The sequence below is a fragment of the Variovorax sp. 3319 genome (assembly GCF_031456585.1).
GTDB classification, from domain to species: domain Bacteria; phylum Pseudomonadota; class Gammaproteobacteria; order Burkholderiales; family Burkholderiaceae_C; genus Variovorax; species Variovorax paradoxus_P.
On sequence record NZ_JAVDUZ010000012.1, the window covers coordinates 15653 to 38013 of the forward strand.

The following is a 22361-nucleotide window of genomic DNA, read 5'->3' on the forward strand; positions in this document are numbered from 1 at the left end:
GTCAAGCGGCCTTCGGCTCTGGAAGGATGGACGTCAGCGCAAAGTCGACAAGATGCAGCCAGGTCGCTTCGAGCCCCATGATGCTGTGATGGTCGGAGCCGGGAACGGTTTGCACCGCCACGGGTGTCGGCCATGCGGCAATGAGCTTCTGCGAGCGCTCCGGCAGCACCACGTCGTCATGCTCGGCCAGCAGCACCTGCGTCTTGGCGGCCACCTCCTTGCAGTGCGTCAGCGAATCGAAGCGGTGCCGCAGCAGCAATGAAAGCGGCACGAGCGGAAAGCGCCTCTTGGCCACTTCCAGCATCGAGTCGTAGGGCGTGACCAGTTGCAGGCTGGAGAACTCCTGTTGAGCGACCAGCTGGATGGCAACGCCTGTGCCCAGGCTGCGGCCCACCACGTGCAGGCGCGCCTGCGGAAAGGCCTTGCGCAAGTGGCGGGCGAACTGGATGGCGTCTGCAACCGATGCGATCTCGGACGGATGGCCTTGCGAATCGGCCACGCCTCGGTAGTTGACGGCGGCAAACCCGAAGCCCTCGGGCAGCCAGTGCAGCGCCTGCGCGGTGGCGCGCACGTCTTCGCCCCGGCCGGCAAAATAAATGAAGAGGTCTTGCAGCGCCTCCTCGCCGTGCGGGTGATAGACATATCCGCGCACCATGCCGCCAGGCACCGTGTGCGAGTAGGTAGAAAAGTCGTCCGACAGATGAACGACCGGAAGCTTTCGGGCGTTGAACAGGATGTGCCCCTGGCGCGTTGCCAAAAGGGTCCAGTACGCCGCGATGCCGCCAATGGCAGCGGCCGACGTCGAGAGTGCGATGCGAAAGGCTTTGGATGACAAGGTTCTTTTCTCCGGAAGAGGCTCTGCGCCGGCGGCTTACCGCTTGCAGTCGCCGCCGACGGAAACCGTGCCGTCCTTGCACTCCGTCAAGATGCGTTCGTCGGCCCCGCGAGGAGGCGCGCCGCCCGAGGCCGCGTCCGGCGCGGGTGGTGGTGCGCCTTCACGCTGATAAACGATTTTCTTGCTGCCAAGTTCGCAGCTCCCCACCACCTGGCCACCCGCCTCGGCGTTGGCATCGACGGTGGCAACCGTGAACCGTGTGACGCCGGCTGCGGCAATCTTCGATTCGATCTGGGAACGCAAGGCCTCGCAATTTTCGGCGGCGGCGTTGGCGGTGCCCGCCGAAGCGAGCGCGATGTAGATCAACCAGGGTTTCATGATGAGTCTGTCTCGTACCGAGGGTACCGAGGGGTTTGCGAGCCAAGAGTCTAGCCCCGCAATTTCGGAAGAAGCATCCTCGCACAGCCTCTGGTAACCGCAGGTCACGGCAGCCCGGACGCAGAATCATCGCGGACCCATCCGCCGACCCGCTCGCAAGCTGTTCGCAAATTTATTCGCAAACGCTTCTTCCGGCCGGAGACTGGCGCAACCTGTTCAGAAAAACGAGCTGCGTCTTCGCCGTATCGCTGCCTTGCAACGCAGCCTTGAGCATCCATCCGCGAGCCTCGCAGCGGTCTGCCTTGACGGCGGAACCATAGAGCGCGGGCCCAGCCAGCAGCACCATGCCCAGCATCTCCCGCGCCTCGGCGCTGCCCTGCCCTGCGGCTTGCCGGAGCTCATCGAGCATGGTGCGGTAGTCGCGGGCCGTCTGCGCTTCGAGCGCCAGCTGGAACCGTTGCTCCGCATGCAGCACGACATTCGGATCGGGCGGCCGCGCCGCAGAGAGCGCCGCCACAAGGCACAGTCCACCCGCCAGCACAACGCGCCAGCGCAGCGACCAACTTGCGATTTGATTCAATTCGGATGCCATATCGATGCTCTCCACCGGTTGTTCGGGTGGAGGGCATCGTGGCAGCAAGCACTTGCAAAAAGAAACGGGATTTCACACAGGCAGGCTCAGGCGGAGCCTGAGTCCGTGCCTTGCCAAGTTCAGTTGGCGCTCAGGTCCATCAGCATGCGCGACAACAGGTAGAGCCGCGGCACCACGCTTTCAACCTCGGCGTATTCCTCGGGCGTGTGAATGCCGCCGCCCACAATGCCAAAGCCGTCGAGCACCGGCACGCCCACCCCGGCCACCAGGCTTGCATCGGCCGCGCCGCCGCTGCTTTCGATGGTGAGCTTCTTGCCGATCTCGGCGTAGATGCCTTCGGCCATGGCAACGAGCTTGTCCGATGCAGGCGAGCGCGGCATCGGCGGCAGGCCGCGGATGAGCCGCACGCGCACTTCGGTCTCGGGAATCAGCTTGTTCTGCGAGATGCGCGCCAGGTCTTTCTCGACGCGGTCGAGCTCTTCGGGCGTGGCGGCGCGCACATCGCCCTTGGCGCTTGCAGTGGCGGGAATCACGTTGGTCGGCCCGTTGGCGCTGAGCACCGTGAAGTTGACCGTGGTCTTCTTCGCGGCATCGCCCGTCTTCGACAGTTGCAGCACCTGGTGCGCCACTTCCATGGCCGCGTTGCGACCCGCTTCGGGCGCAACGCCCGCATGCGAGGCCAGCCCCTTCACTTCGATGAGCGCCGTGGCCGAGCCCTTGCGCTCCACCACCAGCCCGTCGGCAGGGCGGCCCGGCTCCAGGTTCAACGCGACGTCATGCTGCTTGGCAATGCGCTCGATGAGCGCGCTGGTGCCCACCGATCCGACCTCTTCGTTCGTGTCGATGAGGAAAGTGATCTGCCCATAGTCCTTGAAGCCGATCGTCTGCAGGATCTTCAATGCCTGGAGCCCGGCGACCACGCCGCCCTTGTTGTCCATGACGCCGGGGCCGTAGGCGCGCCCGTCCTTGATGTAGAACGGCTTGGCCGCGGCCGTGCCCTCCTTGAACACGGTGTCGATGTGGGCGAGGATCAGTATCTTCTTCTTGCCCTGCCCGGTGATGGTGGCGACCACGTTGGTGCCGGGATGCGGCTCCGCCGGAAAAGTCTCGATGCGGGCGTCGAGCTTGCGCAGTTCTGCAACGACGATCTCGCGCACTTTGTCGAGCCCCTCGGTATTGGCCGAGCCGGAGTCGATGTTGACCATTTGCTCCAGCAGTTTCAGCGCTTCTTCCTTCTGCTGCGTGGCTGCGTCCAGCGCACCCTGGTGCGGCTTCTGCGCCATGGCACTGCCGGCGAACAGCGCGCAGGCCAATACTGCGCCCTGGCAGGCGGCGCGCAATGGCGCGGGTTTTGTGAAGTGACGGCGCTTATGAAGAAGAGTCATGGATTCCGTTCTGTTGTTCGTTCGAGGTTGGACGAAGGAAAGCCCGCTGGCGCGGGCTTTCTCAGGCTATCACCCGCATTCCGCGCGGGTCAAGCGAACAGAACGGACGACCGGATCTCGCCGTCTAGCAGCAGCGGCCCTTGCCTCCGCCGTACCGCGCTTCGAGGCGCTCGCGGAAGAAGGCCTCGTAGCTCATCGGCGGCTGGCCGGGATGCGTGGCCGCCATGTGGGTCAGGTAGGCGTCGTAGTCGGGCAGCCCGACCATCAGCCGCAGCGACTGCTTGAGCGAGCGGGCAAAGTAGCGCCCCGCTTCCGGCAATGCAAGCGCCATGGCCGTGCTCAGCGCGCGGCCGATGCGGCCATCGGTTCGAAAGGCGTCTCTTGCGCGGTGGGCCGGTTGGCCGCGCGCGCAGCAAGGCACGCCTTTACGCTGTACACCAGCACGCTCAGCACCACGAACATGAAGAGTGCGCACAGCGCGGCATCGAGCCGGTCGTTGAAGACGATGCGCGACATGGCCTCTGTGGTCTTCGCGGGTGCCACCAGCACGCCGTTGGCCAGGCCCTCCGTGTACTTGGCCGCGTGCGAGAGAAAGCCGATCTTCGGGTCGGGCGAGAAGATCTTCTGCCAGCCGGCCGTGAGCGTGCAGGCCAGAAGCCATGCGGCCGGCGCAATGGCCACCCATGCATAGCGCTCGCGCTTCATGCGGAACAGCACCACCACGCCAAGCAGCAAGGCCACGGCGGCCAGCATCTGGTTGGAAATGCCGAACAGCGGCCACAGCGTGTTGATGCCGCCCAGCGGATCGACCACGCCCTGATAGAGAAAGTAGCCCCAGGCCGCCACGCACAGTGCCGTGGCAAACAGGTTGGCCGGCAGCGAATCGGTGCGCTTGAGCGCGGGCACGAAGCTGCCCAGCAGGTCTTGCAGCATGAAGCGGCCCGCGCGGGTGCCGGCGTCCACGGCCGTGAGGATGAACAGCGCCTCGAACAGAATGGCGAAGTGATACCAGAAGGCCATCATGGCCTGCCCGCCGATCACCTGGTGGAGGATGTGGGCCATGCCCACGGCGAGCGTCGGCGCACCGCCCGCGCGGCCAAGAATGGTGGTCTCGCCCACGTCCTTGGCGGTTTGCACCAGCATTTCGGGCGTCACCACGAAGCCCCAGCTCGAAATGGTTTGCGCCGCCTGCTGCGCGGTGCTGCCCACCAGCGCGGCCGGGCTGTTCATTGCAAAGTAGATGCCCGGCTCGATGCACGAAGCCGCCACCAGCGCCATGACCGCCACGAACGATTCGGCCAGCATGCCGCCGTAGCCGATGAAGCGCGCATGACGCTCGTTGTCGAGCATCTTGGGCGTGGTGCCCGAGGAGATCAGCGCATGGAAGCCCGACACCGCACCGCACGCAATGGTGATGAACAAAAACGGGAACAGGCTGCCCGACCACACCGGGCCGTTGCCCTGCGCAAACTGCGTGATGGCCGGCATTTGCAGCGTGGGCATGACAAACACGATGCCGATGGCCAGCGCGATGATCGTGCCGATCTTCAGGAAGGTAGACAGGTAGTCGCGAGGCGCCAGCAGCAGCCACACCGGCAGGCTCGCGGCAATGAAGCCGTAGCCCACGAGCATCCACGTGAGCGCCTTGCCGTCGAAGGTGAAGAGCGGCGCCCATTCGGGGTTCTGGCTCACGGCCTGCCCGCCGAAGATGGCGAGCATCAGCAACACGAAGCCGATCAGCGACACCTCGCCGATGCGGCCCGGCCGGATGAAGCGCAGGTACACGCCCATGAACAGCGCCACCGGAATGGTGGCCGCCACCGTGAAGGTGCCCCACGGCGACTCGGCCAGGGCCTTCACCACGATCAGCGCCAGCACCGCAAGGATGATGATCATGATCATGAAGGTGCCGAAGAGCGCGATCATTCCGGGCACCACCCCCATCTCCTGCTTGACCAGGTCGCCGAGCGAACGGCCGTCGCGGCGCGTGGAGATGAAGAGAATGATGAAGTCTTGTACCGCGCCCGCGAACACCACGCCCGCCAGCACCCACAAGAGGCCGGGCAGGTAGCCCATCTGCGCGGCGAGCACCGGGCCCACCAGCGGACCGGCGCCGGCAATGGCCGCAAAGTGGTGGCCGAACAGCACGTTCTTGTCGGTGGGCACGTAGTCGAGCCCGTCGTTGTGGCGGTGCGCCGGCGTCTTGCGGTTGCCGTCGAGCACCAGCACCTTTTCGGCGATGAACAGGCTGTAGTAGCGGTAGGCGATCAGATAGGTGCAGATCGCGGCGGTCACCACCCAGAGGGCGTTGACGCTTTCACCGCGCGTCAGGGCGACGGTGCCCAGCGCGAAAGCGCCGAGCACGGCCACGGCTAGCCACACCAGATGGCGGCGGATGCTGTGCATGGGAATGTCTCCTGGAATTGAACCCGGGAGTGTTCCGCGTCAGCTCCGAACCCGCATCCGTCGCACCGCGCGGGCCGCGTGCGTGGCTTTGCGTAATGGAAAACCCGGAGAAAACCCCGGCTTCAGAGCCGGCGCACCTGCAGCGGCTGGCGCGACCAGTACACGCCGTCGAGCCGGTCGAGCCGCACCTCGCCGCCGGTGGACGGCGCGTGCACGAACTGCCCCGCGCCAACGTAGATGCCCGCATGCGACGGCGTGGATGCGCCGAAGAGCACCAGGTCGCCCGACCGGATATCGGACGCAGGCACAGGCTGGCCGAACCCCGCCAGTCGAGCAACCGTGCGCGGCATCGCCTGGCCAGCGCTGTTCTTGTACACGTAGCCGATCAGCCCACTGCAGTCGAACCCACCCTCGGGCGTGTTGCCGCCGTAGCGGTAGGGCGTACCGACCAGGCCGAGCGCGTGGATTGCCACGCCGTTCGACTGCTCGGCCGTCAGGGGCGAGGTGCTGTAGGTACCTGCCGAAGGCGGCGGCCGGGGGGCTGCACAACCCAGCGCCAGGAGGCAGGCGCCAACGGGAAGCAGCCGGATCAGCAGGGGCAGGCGGGAACGTTGCGTGGATACAGGTGCGTCTTGCAAGTCTTGCATGGGGAATGGCGGGTCTTGTGGACTTGGCCAGACTCTAACGCGGCCAGCCCGAGGGCCGCGGACATCGATGCCCTCCCCTGCGCCGCTTTACCTAGAAGCTCAACGTCGCCGCGCCTCGCTTGATCAGCTCGTGCATCACGCTGGAGCCGGCGATGACCACGCCCTCCAGCAGGCTTTCCTGCGTGTAGCCGCGGCTCTTCACGCACGGAGTGCACGCCCAGAGCGTGCCGCCTCGCGCAAGAAAGTCGCGCAGCATGTCCGCCAGCGGCTCCAACGGCTTGACGTGCGTCATGTCGGAGGCACCCCGCCGCACAAGATCGACGCCGGCGCTGGTGAGAAAAATGGAAACCCTCAGGCCCGAGGTCATGCCGCCCAAGGCAATGACCAGCCCGACGGAGGACAATTCATGGTCGATGCCATGCGTGATAACAACAACCAGATCGCGTGTGTCGGTGTTCATAGTGGTCTCCATTGAATGAGTGGAGCCAGCGTACGCTTCATGCCGGAGGCAGACCATGACCAAAATGCCGGAAGTCTTGACCCAAACATCGCCGGGTCGTTCGGGGGACATGCTGTCGGACTTGCTCGAGAGCATGCACGTGACCGGCATGGTGCTGTTTCGCGCCGAGTTTCGCGAGCCCTGGTGCGTGACGAGCGTCGATTCAGGGCAGATGGCCGCAATGCTCGCGCTCGGTTCAAGCCGCGTCATTCCCTTTCACATCATCGGCTCCGGCGGATGCAGGCTGGAACTGCCTGGGCGCGACCCCGTGCGGCTGGACAGTGGCGATGCCGTGCTGCTGCCGTATGGCGGTGTTCACCGCCTGAGCGGCGGCGACGCCACCGCGCCGGTGCATATCGGACAGCTGCTGCCGCAGCTTCCATGGGCGGGCATGCCGCTGGTCGAACATGGCGGGGCCGGCGTGGGCACCAGTGTCATCTGCGGCTTCATACGCTGCGACGAACTGCTCTTTCACCCCGTGCTGCGGCACCTGCCGGACGTGCTGCACATCACCCCCGACACCACGCCTGCCGACCACTGGCTGTCCACCACGATCCACCACACCGTGACCGAAGCGAGCAAGCCGCAGCCCGGATGGCGCAGCATGCTGCCGCGCCTCACCGAGTTGATGTTCGTGGAAATCTTGCGCAAGCACATGCAGGGCCTGTCAGCCGACGAGGTGGGCTGGTTTGCGGCGTACAACGATGCCGTGGTTGGTTCGGCCCTGAAGCTGCTGCATGCGTCGCCGCTGGAAGACTGGAGCGTGGAAAGCCTGGCGCGAGGCGTGGGGGTGTCGCGCACCGTGCTGGGCGAACGGTTCAATCACTTCCTCGACCAGCCGCCGATGCAATACCTGGCGCATTGGCGCCTGCAACTGGCCGCCAAGCATTTGAAGAGCAGCGAACTGCCGATCAAGATCATTGCCGACCACGCAAGGTACGAGTCGGAGGCGGCCTTCAGCCGGGCGTTCAAGCGGCGCTTTGGCGTGCCGCCGGGCGACTGGCGGCGGAGGCAGGCGCAGGGGCTTGGCTGAATGAGCGATCGATGAACGGCGCGGCGGCAACCATTCTCGGAGAGTCTGCATGAAGTCGGCAGGGTTGAAGGGCACTGTCTCCATCGAGCTCGTGCATGAGGCAATTCACGCCGCGGCGCTCAGGAACATGGACATGACCAGCGTTCTTGAAAGCGCAAAGCTTGATCGCGATCTGCTGAACGCGCCCCGTGCGCGCATATCCGCCGCGGCCTACTCGCGCATGTGGGTGGCCCTGGCCGACTTGATGGACGACGAATTCTTTGGCCTGGACAGCCACGGGCTTCGCCGCGGGAGCTATGCGCTCATGACTCGCGCGGCGGTCAACTCCGAAAACCTGGAGCACGCGCTGCGGCGCATCCTCAGGTTTCTTCATGCAACCCTGGACGACTTTCACGGGGAACTCGTCCGCTCCGAGGACGAGGCCCGCATAGTCCTGCATGACGGCGGCGTGCTGAGACGGCTGTTCGGCTACGGCACCTGGTTCATCCTTGTTCACGGCTTGGCCTGCTGGCTCGTACACAGGCGAATCCCCTTGCGCGAAATGCAGTTTCGGTGCCCGCCGCCGGGCGACGACAGCCACTACCGCACGCGGTTCTGCGAGAACGTCAGATTCAACGGCGAGACCACGCACATCGCATTCGCAAGCGAGCTGCTGGATCTGAAGATTGCAGAGTCTCCTGAAACGGTCGACAATTTCTTGCGGGCTGCGCCTGCCAACCTGCTGGTCAAGTACCGCAATGACGCCAGCACCAGTGCCCAGGTTCGCAACCGCCTGCGCAGCCAACTGCCGGATGCGTGGCCCGAACTGGAGAAGCTCGCGCAGGAACTCTGCATTTCTGCCACCACGCTCCAGCGCCGCCTGCAACAGGAGGGCGTCAACTACCAGCGCGTAAAGGACGAGCTTCGGAGGGACATTGCCATCGATCTCCTGTCGAGCGCTTCGTTGACGGTGGCTGAGGTCGCAGCCCGAACGGGTTTTCAGGAGACAAGCGCCTTTCATCGCGCATTCAAGAAGTGGACCGGCGTCAGCCCTGGGGCGTATCGGTCTTCTCCGCCAGAACCGGCATAGGCGCTTGCATGCCCAAAGGCCCCGATCCAATCGAGGCGTCCGGGCATGGGCTTGTGCCGCTCGCAGAACTAACCTCCGCTCGCAGCCGCACCTTGCGTGCGCCACGAGCTTGTTGGATGCGAGGAAACCACGAATGAACCGAATGATGCCGCCGCCGCTCAGTGCACAAGCGCTGCAGGTGGCAGTCGATTGGGCAATTGCCACACGGCGCAGCGTAAGAGCGTATCTGCCGAAGCCGGTCCCAAGGGAAGAGATCGAAGCAATTCTCTCGACCGCACGCTACAGCGCTTCGGGCATGAACATGCAACCGTGGCATGTGCATGTGCTCACCGGGCCCGCGAAGGCCGGCCTCTCCGCTGCAATTGCGGCGCTCGACAACGACCCCGGCAAATCGGGCGAGCTGCTGGAGCCCTACGACTACTATCCGCGTGAATGGTTCTCGCCATACCTGGAGCGGCGCCGCAAGGTCGGGTGGGATCTCTACGGCCTGCTTGGCATTGCCAAGGGCGACAAGCAGCGCATGCATTTGCAGCACGGGCGCAACTACCAGTTCTTCGATGCGCCCGTCGGCCTTTTCTTCACGATCGACCGTTCGCTCCAGGAGGGTAGCTTGCTGGACTACGGCATGTTCCTGCAGAGCGTGATGGTCGCTGCGCGAAGCCGAGGCCTTCACACCTGCCCGCAAGCTGCGTTCCTGAAGTTTCACCGGCAGATCGCCGAGTTGCTGGATATTCCCCCTGGCCAGATGCTCGTGTGCGGCATGAGCCTGGGCTACGCGGACGAGTGCTCGATCGAGAACACGCTCGTCACCGAACGGGAGCCGGTATCCACATTCACGACGTTCCACAACAATGCAAAGGAGACAAAAGCATGAGCGCGGAATCCTATGGAAAAGGCCTCGATCGCTGCGAGGCAAATCACGTGCCGCTCACTCCGCTCGGCTTTCTCGATCGCGCTGCGCTGGCGCATCCGGATCGCGTGGCCGTAGTGCATGGCGATCTGTCGCGAACGTGGGCGCAGACGCGCGAGCGCTGCTACCGCCTTGCGTCGGCGCTGGTGGGTCGGGGCATCGAGCCGGGGGACACCGTATCGGTGCTGGCGCCCAACACACCCGCCATGCTCGAAGCGCACTTTGGCGTACCGCTTGCGGGCGCTGTTCTCAACGCGATCAACCATCGCCTCGATCCGGACGGCATCGCCTTCATCCTGCGCCACGGCGAGTGCAAGTTGCTGATGGTCGATCGGGAATTTGCGGCAACGGTTGCTGCTGCGCTGAAGCTGCTCGACCAACCACCTGCGGTCATCGACATCGACGACCACCTCGCGCTGCCCGCTGAGCCCATCGGCGAGACCGACTACGAATCTCTGCTGGCGAGCGGTGATCCAGGTTTTTCCGGCCGGTGGCCTAGCGACGAATGGCAGCCCATTGCGCTGAACTACACCTCCGGCACAACGGGGGACCCGAAGGGCGTGGTCGCCAGCCACCGCGGCACCTACCTCATGAGCCTGCTGCAGATCACGAACTGGGCCATGCCCCGGGCGCCGAGATACTTGTGGACGCTGCCCATGTTCCACGCAAACGGATGGTGCTTCACCTGGGCCGTGACAGCTGCGGCGGGCACCCACGTCTGCTTGCGAAGAGTGTCCGCCGAAGCGGTGCTGCAGGCAATCGACAAGCACCAGATCGATCATCTGTGCGCAGCGCCCGTCGTGATGGCCATGCTGGCGGACTCGGCCCAGAACACCAGGCTGTCTCGGCCCGTACGCGTGCTGACTGCGGGATCTCCGCCTCCGCTCGCCGTGTTGAACGCCGTCCTGGCCATGGGCTTCGACGTGGAGCATGTGTTCGGCATTACCGAGGTTTGCGGCACGCCTGTGAGCTGCGTGTGGCAAGACGGCTGGGACGATCTTCCCCAGGCCCAGCAAGGCAAGCTGCGGGTGCGCCAGGGCGTGCGAGCCGCCATGTTCGAAGGCCTCATGGTCGGCGACGCGGACACGCTGGCAGCGGTTCCTCAAGATGGCAAGACCGCCGGCGAACTCATGCTGCGCGGCAACACGGTCATGATGGGCTACTTCAAGAACGAAGCCGCAACACGCAAGGCGCTCGCCAACGGATGGTTTCGTACCGGCGACGTGGCGGTGCTCCATGGCAACGGGTATGCGCAGATTACCGATCGCTCGAAAGACGTGATCATTTCCGGCGGCGAGAACATCTCGTCCGTCGAGGTTGAAGACGTGGTCCACGGACACCCCGCAGTCCTGCATGCCGCGGTGGTAGCGCAGCCCGACAAGAAATGGGGCGAGGTGCCGTGCGTGTTCATCGAACTCAAGGCAGGTGTCGCGGCACCGTCGGAACAGGAGATCATTGCCTTCTGCCGGGAGCGGCTTGCCCACTTCAAGTGCCCGCACCGCGTGGTGTTCAGCAGCTTGCCCAAGACGGCGACCGGCAAGATCCAGAAATTCAGGCTGCGCCAGCAAGCCGGAAGCCAGGAAGCCATTACCGCTCTGGCGGACCAGCATGGTTGAGTTCGAGCCCGCTGCCGGTGCGCCCATCGAGCCCGGCTACCGCTTCTCCCGGAAGCATGCATTCGACGAAGAGCAGGTCAAGAGATTTGCCGAGGCCGCAGGAGACGACAACCCCCTGCACCACGACGCCGAGTTTGCAAAAGGTACGCGGTTCGGCGGCCTGATTGCAAGCGGCACCCACACCACATCCCTGTTGATGGGATTGACCGCCAGCCACTTTGCCAAGAAAGGCAACGTGCTGGGAATCAACTTCTCGGTCGATCTGCTGCGCCCCGTGCTGGCAAGCGAGACGGTTCTCATCGAATGGAACGTCTTGTCGATTGCGGCCCGCCCGAGAGGCGGCAGCATCATCGAGATGCAGGGCTGGGTAAAGGGTGCAGATGACCGGACCAGCGTTCTTGCGCATGGAACCGTGCTGCTCAGTGAGCGTCATTGAAACACTCGCTCAGGCCTTTTGGCAGAAACCGAGTTCTTGTTGTCATTGCCGCGTCAACCCGCAGCTTCTAGACTTGCCGCTTCATTGCCACTTGCAAGAGGCGAACGCATGTCAAAGCTTCGATTCAGAATCTCGATCTCGCTGGACGGATTTGTCGCCGGTCCGAACCAGAGCTTGCAAGAGCCGCTGGGCGTTGGCGGCGAACAGCTGCACGAATGGGTATTTCCGCTGGAAGCCTGGCGACGTCCGCACGGCCTGGAGGGTGGCGTGGTGAACGAGAGCACGGCGGTGATGGAAGAAGAACTCACCAACATCGGTGCCACCATCATGGGCCGCAACATGTTCGGCGGCGGCCGGGGGCCCTGGAACAACACGGAGCCCTGGAACGGATGGTGGGGCAGCAATCCGCCGTTTCATCACCCCGTGTTCGTGCTGACGCATCACCCGCGCGACCCATTGATCATGGAGAGCGGCACGAGCTTTACGTTCGTGACCGACGGCATCGAGAGTGCACTGGATCAAGCCCGTCGCGCAGCGCTCGGAAAGGACGTGGCTCTGGCAGGCGGCGCCAAAGCCGCACAGCAGTACCTGCAGGCGGGCCTGGTCGATGAAATGCAACTGCATCTTGCGCCGATCCTGCTCGGCGGCGGAGAGCGGCTGTTCGACGGCGTCAACTCTTTGGATTCGCTTGCCTTGGTGAAGACGGTCGCGGCGTCGAACGTGACGCACCTGAAATTCGTCAGAAAGTAAAAGCTGGAGCACCTGTCTCCACATGCACGCTCCACGACCAGGGTCATCGCTCCTGCATGCTCCATGAGCGAGCTATCCGAGAAAGGCCCCCTTCTGCCGGTATCAATCCTCGCGCAGATGTGTCAGAGTACGACAAAAGCTCTTCTGGTCAACCCCGATAGCACTCCTGATGCTCCATCGACCGTCAATCGCCTTCCGCACGACGGCTTTCGTGGTCGTCGTCTGCGCCATTCTTCTTGCGATCGACGGATGGAACAGCTGGCAATCGCGCTCGGATCATCTCGAGCAGATGGGCGTGGCAACGTCGAACCTCGCCCGTGCCATGGCGCAGCAGGCAGATGACGCAATCAAGAAGGCCGATACGGTGTTGGTGGGCATGGTGGAACGCGTCGAGCACGACGGCACCGACCAGGCCGATGTCGCGCGGCTTCGCAAGGTGCTTGCAACACGTGTTGCCGAGTTGCCGCAGTTCGACGGTTTGCACATCTACGACAAGGATGGAAACTGGGTCGCAAACTCCCGCCCCACGCAGCCGGAAAACCTGAACAACGCCAGCAGGGAGTATTTTGTCTTCCACCGCACGCACGAGGAGCGCGGGCCGCACATCGGCCTTCCGGTAAAGAGCCGAACCACCGGCAGGTTGCTGCTGCCGATCTCGCGGCGCATCAACCATGCGGATGGCAGCTTTGCGGGTGTGGCGCTCGCGACGATCCACCTCGACTTTTTCTCCAGGTTCTACGAAAGCCTGGACATCGGCAAGGCAGGCGCCGTTGCGCTGGTGCACGAGAACGGCACGATGATGACCCGCCGGCCCTACAGCGACGACGCCCCGGGCCGCAACATGCTTGGCACCGAACTCTTCCGCACCTACGCAGCACAAGGCCCCGTGGGAATGGCGTATTTCAAGTCGGCGGTGGATGGCGTCACGCGATTGAACAGCTTCCAGCGGCTCGACAACTATCCGCTCTTCGTTGCCGCGGCCCTGTCCAAGGACGAGATCCTGGCCAACTGGTGGCGCGAGACGCTTTGGCATTCGGGCGGCGTCGCCATGCTGACATTGATCATCGGCTTCATCGGGTGGCGGCTGGTGAGGCAGCTCCAGCTGCAAACGCGAACCGAGGCCGAGCTGCGTCAGGCACGCGATGCGCTGGAAACACTGAACAAGACACTCAACACCCTGGCCATGGAAGACGGCCTGACAGGGCTCGCAAACCGTCGGCAGTTCGACATGATGCTGGACAACGAGTTCAGCCGGGCGGCACGCACCGCCAGCACCTTGGCCTTGATCATGATGGACGTAGACTGCTTCAAGCAGTACAACGACATCTATGGCCACGCCGCGGGCGACGAGTGCCTGCAGACCATCGGCCGCACCATCGCAAACCTTGCATCACAGCGGCCGGGCGACCTTGCGGCCCGCTATGGCGGAGAGGAAATGGCCGTGCTGCTGCCCAACACCGACGTGAAAGGGGCCGTGGTGCTGGCCGAGCGCATCCGCAGTGCCGTGCGGGACCTGAAGATAGAACATTCCGGCGTTGCCGACGGATTCGTGACGCTGAGCGCCGGCGTTGACGCGCTCATTCCCGCAACGGGGAAGGCGCAGTCGAAAGAACTGATTCGTGCCGCGGACAAGGCGTTGTATGCGGCCAAGGCAGGAGGCCGCAACCGCGTGTGCTCGACTGCACAGCCGGCGGCCGCATGACCACGGCCGCTCCCGCTGCTGCTGCGGTCAGTGCTGCGTAACGACGATCGGAGCGCCCTTGGTAATGATCATCGTGTGCTCGTATTGCGCAGAGAGGTTTCCGCTTGCGCCTGCGAGCGTCCAGCCATCGGCAGCCTCGGTAACGATACGGCTCCTGGTCGAGAGAAAAGGTTCGATGGTGATGACCATGCCCTCTTGCAGAACGCGCTTGTCCGAGGGATCGAAGTAGCCGGCGATGTGCTCCGGCTCTTCGTGCAGCGCGCGGCCCACGCCGTGGCTTCCCAGGTTTTCGATGATCTTGAAACCGTATGCCTTTGCGGTGCGCTCGATGGCGGCTCCAATTGCATTGATCGGTTGTCCGGCGCGCGCGCTCTTCATTGCTTGGGCAAGCGCTGTGCGCGTTGCGTGGCAGAGGCGGGTTTTCTGCGGGGTGGTGGGGGGCACGACGGTGGTTCCGCCGGTGTCGGCAAAGTATCCGCCGAGTTCCGCCGACACGTCGATGTTGAGGACGTCTCCTGCGTTGATGATCCGGTCTCCGGGAATTCCGTGCGCCGCCTGTTCATTGATGCTGATGCATGTCGCGCCAGGGAAGTTGTATGTCAACCTAGGCGCAGAACGTGCGCCATGTTCTTCGAGCAGCTTTTCGCCAAGCAAGTCGAGCTCGCGCGTGGTCATGCCGGGTTCTGCGGCGTCGAGCATCTGCTGCAGCACGAACGAGACTATTCTCCCGATTCGTTTCAATGCTACGACGTCGTCTTGCGTTTCGATGGTCATGTGGAGTACTTGTGAGCTATACGATCGGGAGTGCTTCCTGGCTGAGCGCGCAGCTGTTCCAGGCAGCCTTGGCGGGCATTATCCGGCACCGCAATTCACCCCACGAACGAACCAGACCAAACCAGACCAGGCATGGCCTTGACCGTGAACTCGAACCTTCAGGAGGCCGCATGAGCGAAGCCCCTTCCCCGCAAGACCCTGCCCTGCTTCGGCGGCTGCTGCGTGCAAAAGACCGCATGGACGCCGCATCGCACGAGGAATGGCCCGTGGTGCGGCTCGCAGAGGTAAGCGGTGTGTCCGAGGCTCACTTTGCAAGATCGTTCAAGCAGGCCTTCGGTATTCCTCCCCACCGGTATCTGCTCACGCGGCGCATCGAGCGGGCAATGGCGTTGCTCCGCGAAACCGACCTGCCCATTACCGACATTGCCTTCGACACCGGCTGGGCGAGCCTGGGCACCTTCGGGCGCACATTTCGCGACGTTACCGGCAACAGCCCGAGCGCCGTGCGCTCGCAAGGCCGGCAGGCACCGCGAGAACTCGGCGCTGTGCCTGTGTGCATCGTGAACGCCGCGCGCCGGCCCGGCCTCACGACCGCAGTTTCGGAGAAGCGGCGCCAGGCGGCAAACGGTACAAACATGCCCGAACAACAACAGGAGAGTTCATGAAACAGGGCATCGATGTCGTCGGTTTGTATGTGCGCGACCAAGACGAAGCGCTGGCGTTCTATGTAGACAAGCTCGGCTTCCGGGTCCACACGGACGTGGGCAATGGCGGCTATCGCTGGCTCACGGTGCAGCACCCGGAGCAGCCGTCGTTCCAGCTCGGCCTTTTTCTGCCCGGCCCGCCGGTGCACGACGAGGCGACCGCGCAGGCGCTGCGCGCCATGGTGGCCAAGGGCGCGATGCCACCGCTCGTGCTGACAGTGGACGATTGCCGCGCAGCCCACGCCCGCATGCAAGCCCTGGGGGTAGAGTTCACGCAGGAGCCCGTAGAGCGCTACGGCACGGTGGATGCCGGCTTTCGCGACCCTTCCGGCAACGGATGGAAGATGATCCAGGGCCGCGGCTGAGGGCCGAAGCAAGAAAAAATGGCAAACAAACACCCGGGCACGATCGCCGAATACATCGAGGGAGCCCCGCCCGAGGGCCGGCCGCATCTGCGCCGCGTGTATGCCATTCTTAAAAGCGTTGCGCCGGACGCGGAAGAAACGATCAAATGGGGAACGCCCTTCTTCGTGGAACCGCGGTTCCTGTTCGCTTTTTCAGCGCACAAGGCACATGTCAACTTTGCACCTACCGAGGCGGCGCTGAAGGCGTTTGGCAAAGAGCTCGAAAAGCACAGGACAACCAGGAACTACCTTCAGCTCCCCTACGACAAACCAGTGCCCGAAGAGCTCGTTCGCAAGCTTGCGGAGCATTGCGTCAAGGCAGTGCGTGAGCGCGAGGACGACGCTTTCTGGTAGCCCGGTTGACGCAGCAGTCCTTGCTCAGGCCTTCGCCTTCTTCGAAGCCTTGGGCTTGCCCGAACTGTTGAGCGCAACCGCCTCCTGGACCAGCGCCTTGAAGGCGGCCTCGTCGACCGTTTCTCCTTCGAGAATGTCGATGGCGCGGCGCACATTGCCGTCAAGGCTCGAGTTGAAAAGGCGCGCCGGGTCTTTCAGCGATGCTCCCTTGGCAAAGGTGAGCTTTACCTTGCCCTTGTAGGTCTCGCCGGTGCAGATGATGCCGTTGTGCGACCACACTGGCGTGCCCATCCATTTAAGCTCTTCGACCACCTCCGGGTCTGCCTGCTGGATGAGCTTGCGCATTCTTGCCAGCGTGTCGCCGCGCCAGTCGCCGAGCTCGGCAATTTTTCTCGAGATGAGTTCCGGCGCCGGCAAGTCCTGGCCTACTTCGGTCTTTTTCATATTCGCTCTCTTGAGGTTCAGCGGGTACTTCAATTGCAACGGCTGTGGAGGATAGTCGCGCTTCAGGCCAATGCAAGATCTGCCGCCGGCGGTGTGGCACGATCAAAACATGCCCGAACCGTCACGCCGCATTCCGTATCGCACCTGGCCGGGGGCGCTTGCCGTTCTGCTCGCCATTGCCGGGTACGTGGGCGGCCTGAAATTGTGGGACAGCCGCACACCCGGAAGCCGGCCGCTGCCCGCGGGGGAAACCGTCTCGGTCGGGCACGCCAGGTTCGTACCCGCCGAAGGTTGGGAAATGGACGTGTCCCGCTCCAGGGCCGGACGGTCTTTGATGCTGTTCAAGGGCGGCCACAAGTTCCTGGTGACCACCGGCCAATGGGCAGGTGGGCCCGACGGGCCTCTGGTGCGGCAGCAGCGCTTCATGGAACGCGGCCAGGGCCTGCAGATCGACGGCGACGTGTCGGGCTTTGTCACGCCGTGGGGCCTGCAGGGCAAGACCTTTGCCTACTACGGTTCCAAACTGGCGGGCCGCTTCTGGCAGGTGGTCGACCTGCAGCGCCGCTCCCTCGTGCAGATCGACGTCTACGGCGCAAGCGAAGGCCTGAACGACGCAATGGCCGACGCGAGGAGCATGCTCGAGTCGATGGACCTGGAGGCCCCGGAGTGAACCTCGAACTCACCCGACAGCAAGACCGCGGCGAATGGCCAGTGGGCACCGATTCGTTCTTCCAGCCGCGCCGCGCGGCCTTCTGGCTGCTGGCGGCACTCATCGTCAACGGGCTGTTCTATACCTTCAGCATGTTCTCGGTCGGGTTCCGCGTCGTTCCCGTTACGGCGCTGCTCGGACTGTTGGTGTGGGGCATCTACACACTGCTTTTTCTTCTGGTCTTTCGCACGCTCGATCTGCTCGAACAGCATCCGCCAGAAGCCTTTGTGCTGGCCTTTGCGTGGGGCGGCCTGGGGGCGGTGTACTTTGCCGCGCCTGCAAACATTGCCATACAGAGCCTGTGCGCCAAGCTGGTGTCGCCCGACTTCGTGGCAGTCTGGGGGCCGGCCATCGCGGGCCCGATTACCGAGGAGTTCCTGAAGCTTGCCGGTGTGGTCTTGCTGATTCTCGTGGCGCGCAACCAGTTCCAGACCTACCTCTCAGTGCTCATCGTCGGTGCCATGGCGGGGCTGGGCTTTCAGGTGGTTGAAAACCTCACCTACACCGTCAACGCCTCGCTGCACTTTCCGCTCGAGAACCAGGTGTACCCGGTGCTGCTCAACCTGCTGACGCGCGGGCTGCTGAGCGGGCTCTGGAGCCATGCGGCCTACACCACCATCGCATCTTTTGGGGTGGCGTGGTTTCTGCTGCACCCGGAGCGGCCCATGGCAGCAAGAATCGGCTGCGCGCTTTTGTGCTTTGCGCTGGCCTGGGCCATGCATTTCATCTGGAACTCACCGTGGCTGGAAGATCTTTTTGGCGGCGGCTATGGCGAGATGGCGGTGCTGCTTGTGGTCAAGGGCATTCCCGCAATGATTGCGGCAGGGCTGTTCTGGCGCGTTGCCGCGCGCGAGAACGGCACCTACCTTCACGCGCTTGCGGCGTACTTTGTGCCCGAGCGCGACTTGATCCGCGACGACGAGTGGATTCGCCTGGGCGCGCCGCTGCTGCGCTACAAGGTTCGCATGGAAATCGGCTGGACATTCGGCCTGCGAGCGAGGCGCCTGAAGACCCAGCTGCAGCGCGAACAGCTGCGGCTCATTCGCAAGGCAATGACCTATGGACGCGGGGCGCAGACGCTGCGGCATGAAATTGCGATAAGACGATTGCGCGCAATGCTCGATCCGCTCATTGAAGCTCCACGCTGAAGCAGGCAATGGACCATGGCCTTGGATCCTTCTGACGATCCAGAAAAAGAGCTGGAACCGTCGGGCCGCAAGCGCTGGCTCGGCGCGGCGTTTGTGTGTGCCGTGCTCGCTGCGCCTCTGCTGGCCGCGTGGGGTGTTGCTACCGGCAGGCTGGTGATTCCGGAGCGCTTCAATCCGTGGGCTCCGCTCGATGTGGCGGCGGCACCCGACTGGCTGACCGGCTTCAAACTTTCGCGCGCCCGCAGTGAACCTGCGCGCTGCCTTGCTGCGCTGGCGCAAACCGGGATGCAGTACGACTTGCTGCCCGACCGCGTCACCGCACCGGGCTGCGGCTTCACAAACGCGGTGAGGCTACGCTCGGCCGGCGTGCGCCTTGGCACGGCGCCTTCGCTGAGCTGCCCCATGGCGCTTTCCTTCTTCATGTGGGAGAGGCATGCGCTGCAGCCGGCCGCTATTCAGCACTTCGATCAGCCCGTGATGGCCATCGAACACCTGGGCAGCTACGCCTGCCGCAACGTGAACCGCGGCGAAGGTGCCGTGCCGGGTGCTTCGCGCAGCCGGCACGCGACGGCCGATGCGCTCGATGTTGCCGGCCTGACGCTGGCCAGCGGCAGGCGCATCACGGTACTGCAAGCCTGGCCTCGCAGCGGCGCGGCCGGCCCGGCAGGCACGAACGATCCCGCCGCCCTGCTGTTGCTCGATGCGCACCGCGGCGCATGCCGCTTCTTCAATGGTGTGCTCGGCCCTGACTACAACGCGGCGCACCGCGATCATTTGCACCTGGAGACGGGTGGCTATGACATGTGCCGCTAGCGGCACACTCCGCCGAAGCCGTTCAGCCGGGCTTGCGCAAGGTCGGCAAGCCCACGCCCGCAGCATCGAAGCCGCCGTCCACCGCAAGCACCTGGCCGTTGATGAAGCTCGCTTCATCGCTGCACAGAAAGCCCACGGTGTTGGCCATTTCCTCGGTTGTGCCGTAGCGGCCGAGCGGAATGGTGTCGTAGTAGTCGGAGCGGATGGCCACTGTGTGCACGAGCTTGGCCATTTCGGTCTCGACCGGCCCCGGTGCAATCACGTTCACGCGCACTCCGGCATTGCCCAGCTCGACCGCATGTTGCTTGGTGAGGTGGATCAACGCCGCCTTGCTGGTGCCATACGCAACGCGCAACGTGCTCGCGCGCAGGCCCGAAATGGAGGCGACGTTCACCACCGCGCCGCGCCCGCGCGCCACCATCAGCGCGCCGAATGCCTGCGTGCACAGAAACGCGCCGTCGAGGTTGGTGCCGAGCACCGTGCGCCACTCTTCGAACGAAGTCTGGAGCACCGGCTTGAACACTGCCACGCCGGCGTTGTTGACCAGTGCATCGATATGCCCGAAACGGTCGACCACTGTCTTGGCCGCACCGGCGACCTGCGACGGATTCGAGACATCGCAGTGAACGCCAAGCACCCTCTCCGGCTCGGCCAGGTCGGCTACCGCTTTTTCGAGTGTGGGCGCATCGATGTCGAGCAATGCGACCTTGTAGCCATGCGCGAGAAACCAGCGGCCGATGGCCAGGCCGATGCCGCGCGCGCCGCCGGTGACAACAGCAACGCGCGAGGGAGTGGAAAGATCAGTCATGGAACTTTCTGCCGTGGAGGAATGACACGCATGGAATTGTGCGCCCGCCGCCAATGTCGCACCACGAGCTTTCCGTGGGACGAACTAGCGGCGGAATACCAGGAGCAGATTGTTGGCCGGCAACGCATGCCGCTCGTGCAGCGTGAGGCCCGCTGTGCGCGCTTCTGCAGCCACGTCTCGCAGGTGGCGAATGCCCCAGGCGGGATTCCGGGAACGCAAGTCTTCGTCGAACGCCAGGTTGCCTGGCGCCGGTGTAACGTCCTCTTCGAAATAAGGCCCATACGTGATCAACAGGCCGCCAGGACGCAGATGCCGCACGGCCCCTTTCATCAGCGCGGCGCACGCGGCCCAAGGCGCGATATGCAGCATGTTGGCGCAGTAGATTGCGTCGAATGCGTGGCCTTGCACCGGCCATTGAGGCGCCGTCACATCGAGCAGTAGCGGTGGCCGCAAATTTGGCAGTGCGGCTTGTTCTACGCGGGTTGCGAGCGCGGGGAGCATGCGGGCGTCTGCTTCAGTGGGTTGCCAGGTCCATTGGGGCATTGCTGCTGCGAACCAGGCGGCGTGTTGGCCCGTACCCGATGCGATCTCCAGGGCGGTGCTGCGTTCGCCGAGGATGCGGATCAATGCATCAAGAATGGGCTGCTTGTTGCGGTCTGCGGCTGGGCTGTGAGGGAGGTCTGGCATTCGGGGTGGTTTTGGATGTGTGGAAGGAACCATATGATCGAACCGGCAGCGCCACCAGTGCGGGCTACGTCGCTATGAGTGCTGTGACTGTGGGAAGCATGTGTATTCGGCTTGCCTACGCGCACTTCAAGAGAATGTTCGCAAGAGCCTCAGGGGCCAGCCGCGGAATATCGTGAGCGCAGTCGAGCCCATGGGTCGACCATTCGGGGTCTGATCGCAGCCGTTCGTACAAATCGACGAATGGGGTTCCTTCCCAGCCGCATGCGGCAATGAAGACCTTGCTGCGGACGTTGCGCCAGTTGCCGGTGAGCCTGATGGCCTGCAGGAAAGTGCCCATCGGATGCGGGCGGCACCGGGCGTCGAGGTGACCTGGCGGCGCGCAATTCAAACCGTCTGCAGCAGCACCGGCGACGAAGCGCTCCCGATACATCGCGGTGGTGAGCGACCAGACAGATGCACCGTCTTCAGGCACATAGGCATCGGCATAGACAATCGCCTGGATACGCGAGGGCTCCTTGTCCGCCGCGCCGGTAATGACCATTCCGCCGTACGAGTGGCCGACAAGAACGGCAGGCGTATCGCGCGCGCGAACCGCTTGCAGCGCGTCGTCGATATGGCGTTCGAGATTGACTCCGTTCGCGGGCTGGTCGCCCAACCCCGCGAGAGTGAGCGCCTGAACTTCGTGGCCCTTGACCGATAGCGCACTGCCCACCGCATCGAACGCCCAGGCTCCGTGCCAACCACCTGGCACCAAAATGAATCTTGCCATTTGATCTTCGCCTTTCGAGGTAGGTGTGCACGGGCCTCGCAGCCGGTTTGCGAGCCTTCCATGGTACCCACGCCATGTACGATTGCGCGTGCACGACCACCGCTTGAAACACAACGACTCGCTCGACATGCGTACCGCCCTTTACTACTCGCTGATGCTCTTGCTCGGATTTGCCTGGTACAAGTACGGGCAAAACCTGCTTCGGAAGAAGCGTTGGAATGAAAACGGCGAGCGCACCGAAGGGCTCGCAGGGCCGGTGGGATTGCTGTTGGCCGCTGCCGCGGGCTGCTACTTTCTGTTTGCGTTCTTGCGCGCGCTGGTTCGGGGCGAGGTGCCGTGCCTCGGCAAGGCTTGCGGGATGCAGGTCTACACACTGGCGGCAAATACCGGCGATTACCTGGCCAACATGTTCTTCCTTGCCTGGATGGTGCTTGGGCTGAGCTATGCGGTTTATGTAACGCTCAAGATCTGGTTCCGGGAGTAGCGGCC

The 22361-nt window shown here is 63.9% G+C and carries 27 protein-coding genes; 14 read left to right on the forward strand and 13 right to left on the reverse strand.

Annotation, left to right across the window (positions count from 1 at the left end; translation table 11 throughout):
* Position 1 precedes the first annotated feature (1 nt).
* The 8 genes from J2X67_RS22450 to J2X67_RS22485 form a co-directional block, all read right to left on the reverse strand.
* On the reverse strand, positions 2 to 835 hold the full coding sequence (locus J2X67_RS22450) for an alpha/beta hydrolase (RefSeq protein WP_281146336.1): 834 nt from the start codon (positions 833 to 835) through the stop codon (positions 2 to 4).
* A 36-nt stretch (positions 836 to 871) separates the two neighbouring features.
* Positions 872 to 1213, reverse strand: coding sequence for a DUF1161 domain-containing protein (locus tag J2X67_RS22455; RefSeq protein ID WP_309956646.1), 342 nt, complete (start codon positions 1211 to 1213; stop codon positions 872 to 874).
* 172 nt (positions 1214 to 1385) lie between these two features.
* Entirely contained in the window at positions 1386 to 1805 is a 420-nt protein-coding gene (locus J2X67_RS22460) for a sel1 repeat family protein (RefSeq protein WP_309956648.1), read from the reverse strand.
* A gap of 119 nt (positions 1806 to 1924) precedes the next feature.
* Positions 1925 to 3190 carry a glutamate carboxypeptidase gene (locus J2X67_RS22465; RefSeq protein WP_409050535.1) on the reverse strand — a complete coding sequence of 422 codons (1266 nt, stop codon included), beginning with the start codon at positions 3188 to 3190 and terminating at the stop codon, positions 1925 to 1927.
* Between the two features lie 124 nt (positions 3191 to 3314).
* Positions 3315 to 3521 carry a YbdD/YjiX family protein gene (locus J2X67_RS22470; RefSeq protein ID WP_309956649.1) on the reverse strand — a complete coding sequence of 69 codons (207 nt, stop codon included), beginning with the start codon at positions 3519 to 3521 and terminating at the stop codon, positions 3315 to 3317.
* Positions 3522 to 3529: 8 nt separating this feature from the next.
* Positions 3530 to 5596 carry a carbon starvation CstA family protein gene (locus tag J2X67_RS22475; protein WP_309956651.1) on the reverse strand — a complete coding sequence of 689 codons (2067 nt, stop codon included), beginning with the start codon at positions 5594 to 5596 and terminating at the stop codon, positions 3530 to 3532.
* Between the two features lie 122 nt (positions 5597 to 5718).
* Entirely contained in the window at positions 5719 to 6243 is a 525-nt protein-coding gene (locus tag J2X67_RS22480; RefSeq protein WP_309956653.1) for a C40 family peptidase, read from the reverse strand.
* 91 nt (positions 6244 to 6334) lie between these two features.
* Positions 6335 to 6703 (reverse strand): DsrE family protein, encoded by a 369-nt coding sequence (locus J2X67_RS22485; protein ID WP_309956655.1) that lies wholly within the window; start codon positions 6701 to 6703, stop codon positions 6335 to 6337.
* 55 nt (positions 6704 to 6758) lie between these two features.
* Here J2X67_RS22485 and J2X67_RS22490 point away from each other — a divergent pair, with 55 nt between their 5' ends.
* From J2X67_RS22490 to J2X67_RS22520, 7 genes are all read left to right on the forward strand, one after another.
* On the forward strand, positions 6759 to 7775 hold the full coding sequence (locus tag J2X67_RS22490; RefSeq protein WP_309956657.1) for an AraC family transcriptional regulator: 1017 nt from the start codon (positions 6759 to 6761) through the stop codon (positions 7773 to 7775).
* A 49-nt stretch (positions 7776 to 7824) separates the two neighbouring features.
* Positions 7825 to 8844, forward strand: coding sequence for an AraC family transcriptional regulator (locus J2X67_RS22495; protein WP_309956658.1), 1020 nt, complete (start codon positions 7825 to 7827; stop codon positions 8842 to 8844).
* A gap of 133 nt (positions 8845 to 8977) precedes the next feature.
* Entirely contained in the window at positions 8978 to 9718 is a 741-nt protein-coding gene (locus J2X67_RS22500) for a nitroreductase (protein WP_309956660.1), read from the forward strand.
* The gene (locus J2X67_RS22505; RefSeq protein ID WP_309956662.1) at positions 9715 to 11370 is read left to right on the forward strand and encodes an AMP-binding protein; all 1656 of its coding nucleotides are present in this window, start codon (positions 9715 to 9717) and stop codon (positions 11368 to 11370) included. The genes J2X67_RS22500 and J2X67_RS22505 overlap by 4 nt, the downstream gene beginning before the upstream one ends.
* The gene (locus tag J2X67_RS22510; protein WP_309956664.1) at positions 11363 to 11806 is read left to right on the forward strand and encodes a MaoC family dehydratase; all 444 of its coding nucleotides are present in this window, start codon (positions 11363 to 11365) and stop codon (positions 11804 to 11806) included. The genes J2X67_RS22505 and J2X67_RS22510 overlap by 8 nt, the downstream gene beginning before the upstream one ends.
* Positions 11807 to 11914: 108 nt before the next feature.
* Positions 11915 to 12556, forward strand: coding sequence for a dihydrofolate reductase family protein (locus J2X67_RS22515; RefSeq protein ID WP_309956666.1), 642 nt, complete (start codon positions 11915 to 11917; stop codon positions 12554 to 12556).
* 169 nt (positions 12557 to 12725) lie between these two features.
* Complete coding sequence (locus tag J2X67_RS22520) at positions 12726 to 14258, forward strand: sensor domain-containing diguanylate cyclase (RefSeq protein WP_309956668.1); 1533 nt, start codon at positions 12726 to 12728, stop codon at positions 14256 to 14258.
* A 27-nt stretch (positions 14259 to 14285) separates the two neighbouring features.
* On the opposite strand, the gene map is transcribed toward J2X67_RS22520, so the two are convergent.
* On the reverse strand, positions 14286 to 15032 hold the full coding sequence (gene map / locus J2X67_RS22525; RefSeq protein ID WP_309956670.1) for a type I methionyl aminopeptidase: 747 nt from the start codon (positions 15030 to 15032) through the stop codon (positions 14286 to 14288).
* 170 nt (positions 15033 to 15202) lie between these two features.
* Between map and J2X67_RS22530 the strand changes: the two genes are divergently transcribed.
* The 3 genes from J2X67_RS22530 to J2X67_RS22540 are packed head-to-tail and all read left to right on the forward strand — an operon-like array spanning position 15203 to position 16494.
* Positions 15203 to 15697 carry an AraC family transcriptional regulator gene (locus J2X67_RS22530; protein ID WP_309956672.1) on the forward strand — a complete coding sequence of 165 codons (495 nt, stop codon included), beginning with the start codon at positions 15203 to 15205 and terminating at the stop codon, positions 15695 to 15697.
* Positions 15694 to 16101: a VOC family protein gene (locus J2X67_RS22535; RefSeq protein ID WP_309956674.1), complete on the forward strand. Its 408-nt coding sequence runs from the start codon at positions 15694 to 15696 to the stop codon at positions 16099 to 16101. Before J2X67_RS22530 ends, J2X67_RS22535 begins: the two co-directional genes overlap by 4 nt.
* 18 nt (positions 16102 to 16119) lie before the next feature.
* On the forward strand, positions 16120 to 16494 hold the full coding sequence (locus J2X67_RS22540) for a DUF1801 domain-containing protein (protein WP_309956676.1): 375 nt from the start codon (positions 16120 to 16122) through the stop codon (positions 16492 to 16494).
* A 24-nt stretch (positions 16495 to 16518) separates the two neighbouring features.
* Here J2X67_RS22540 and J2X67_RS22545 read toward each other — a convergent pair whose 3' ends face one another.
* Entirely contained in the window at positions 16519 to 16938 is a 420-nt protein-coding gene (locus tag J2X67_RS22545) for a DUF1801 domain-containing protein (protein ID WP_309956678.1), read from the reverse strand.
* A 109-nt stretch (positions 16939 to 17047) separates the two neighbouring features.
* Between J2X67_RS22545 and J2X67_RS22550 the strand changes: the two genes are divergently transcribed.
* Genes J2X67_RS22550 through J2X67_RS22560 form a run of 3 tightly spaced genes read left to right on the forward strand, consistent with a single transcriptional unit; the run spans position 17048 to position 19608 of the window.
* On the forward strand, positions 17048 to 17608 hold the full coding sequence (locus J2X67_RS22550; RefSeq protein WP_309956680.1) for a hypothetical protein: 561 nt from the start codon (positions 17048 to 17050) through the stop codon (positions 17606 to 17608).
* A complete protein-coding gene (locus J2X67_RS22555; RefSeq protein WP_309956681.1) occupies positions 17605 to 18795 on the forward strand; it encodes a PrsW family intramembrane metalloprotease in 1191 nt (396 codons plus the stop codon). The genes J2X67_RS22550 and J2X67_RS22555 overlap by 4 nt, the downstream gene beginning before the upstream one ends.
* A gap of 15 nt (positions 18796 to 18810) precedes the next feature.
* Complete coding sequence (locus J2X67_RS22560; RefSeq protein WP_309956683.1) at positions 18811 to 19608, forward strand: extensin family protein; 798 nt, start codon at positions 18811 to 18813, stop codon at positions 19606 to 19608.
* A 22-nt stretch (positions 19609 to 19630) separates the two neighbouring features.
* Here J2X67_RS22560 and J2X67_RS22565 read toward each other — a convergent pair whose 3' ends face one another.
* The 3 genes from J2X67_RS22565 to J2X67_RS22575 form a co-directional block, all read right to left on the reverse strand.
* A complete protein-coding gene (locus J2X67_RS22565) occupies positions 19631 to 20416 on the reverse strand; it encodes an SDR family oxidoreductase (protein WP_309956684.1) in 786 nt (261 codons plus the stop codon).
* 84 nt (positions 20417 to 20500) lie between these two features.
* Positions 20501 to 21103: a DUF938 domain-containing protein gene (locus J2X67_RS22570; protein ID WP_309956687.1), complete on the reverse strand. Its 603-nt coding sequence runs from the start codon at positions 21101 to 21103 to the stop codon at positions 20501 to 20503.
* 115 nt (positions 21104 to 21218) lie between these two features.
* The gene (locus J2X67_RS22575; protein WP_309956689.1) at positions 21219 to 21872 is read right to left on the reverse strand and encodes an alpha/beta fold hydrolase; all 654 of its coding nucleotides are present in this window, start codon (positions 21870 to 21872) and stop codon (positions 21219 to 21221) included.
* Between the two features lie 103 nt (positions 21873 to 21975).
* Between J2X67_RS22575 and J2X67_RS22580 the strand changes: the two genes are divergently transcribed.
* The gene (locus tag J2X67_RS22580; protein WP_309956691.1) at positions 21976 to 22356 is read left to right on the forward strand and encodes a hypothetical protein; all 381 of its coding nucleotides are present in this window, start codon (positions 21976 to 21978) and stop codon (positions 22354 to 22356) included.
* The last annotated feature ends 5 nt before the right edge of the window (positions 22357 to 22361 follow it).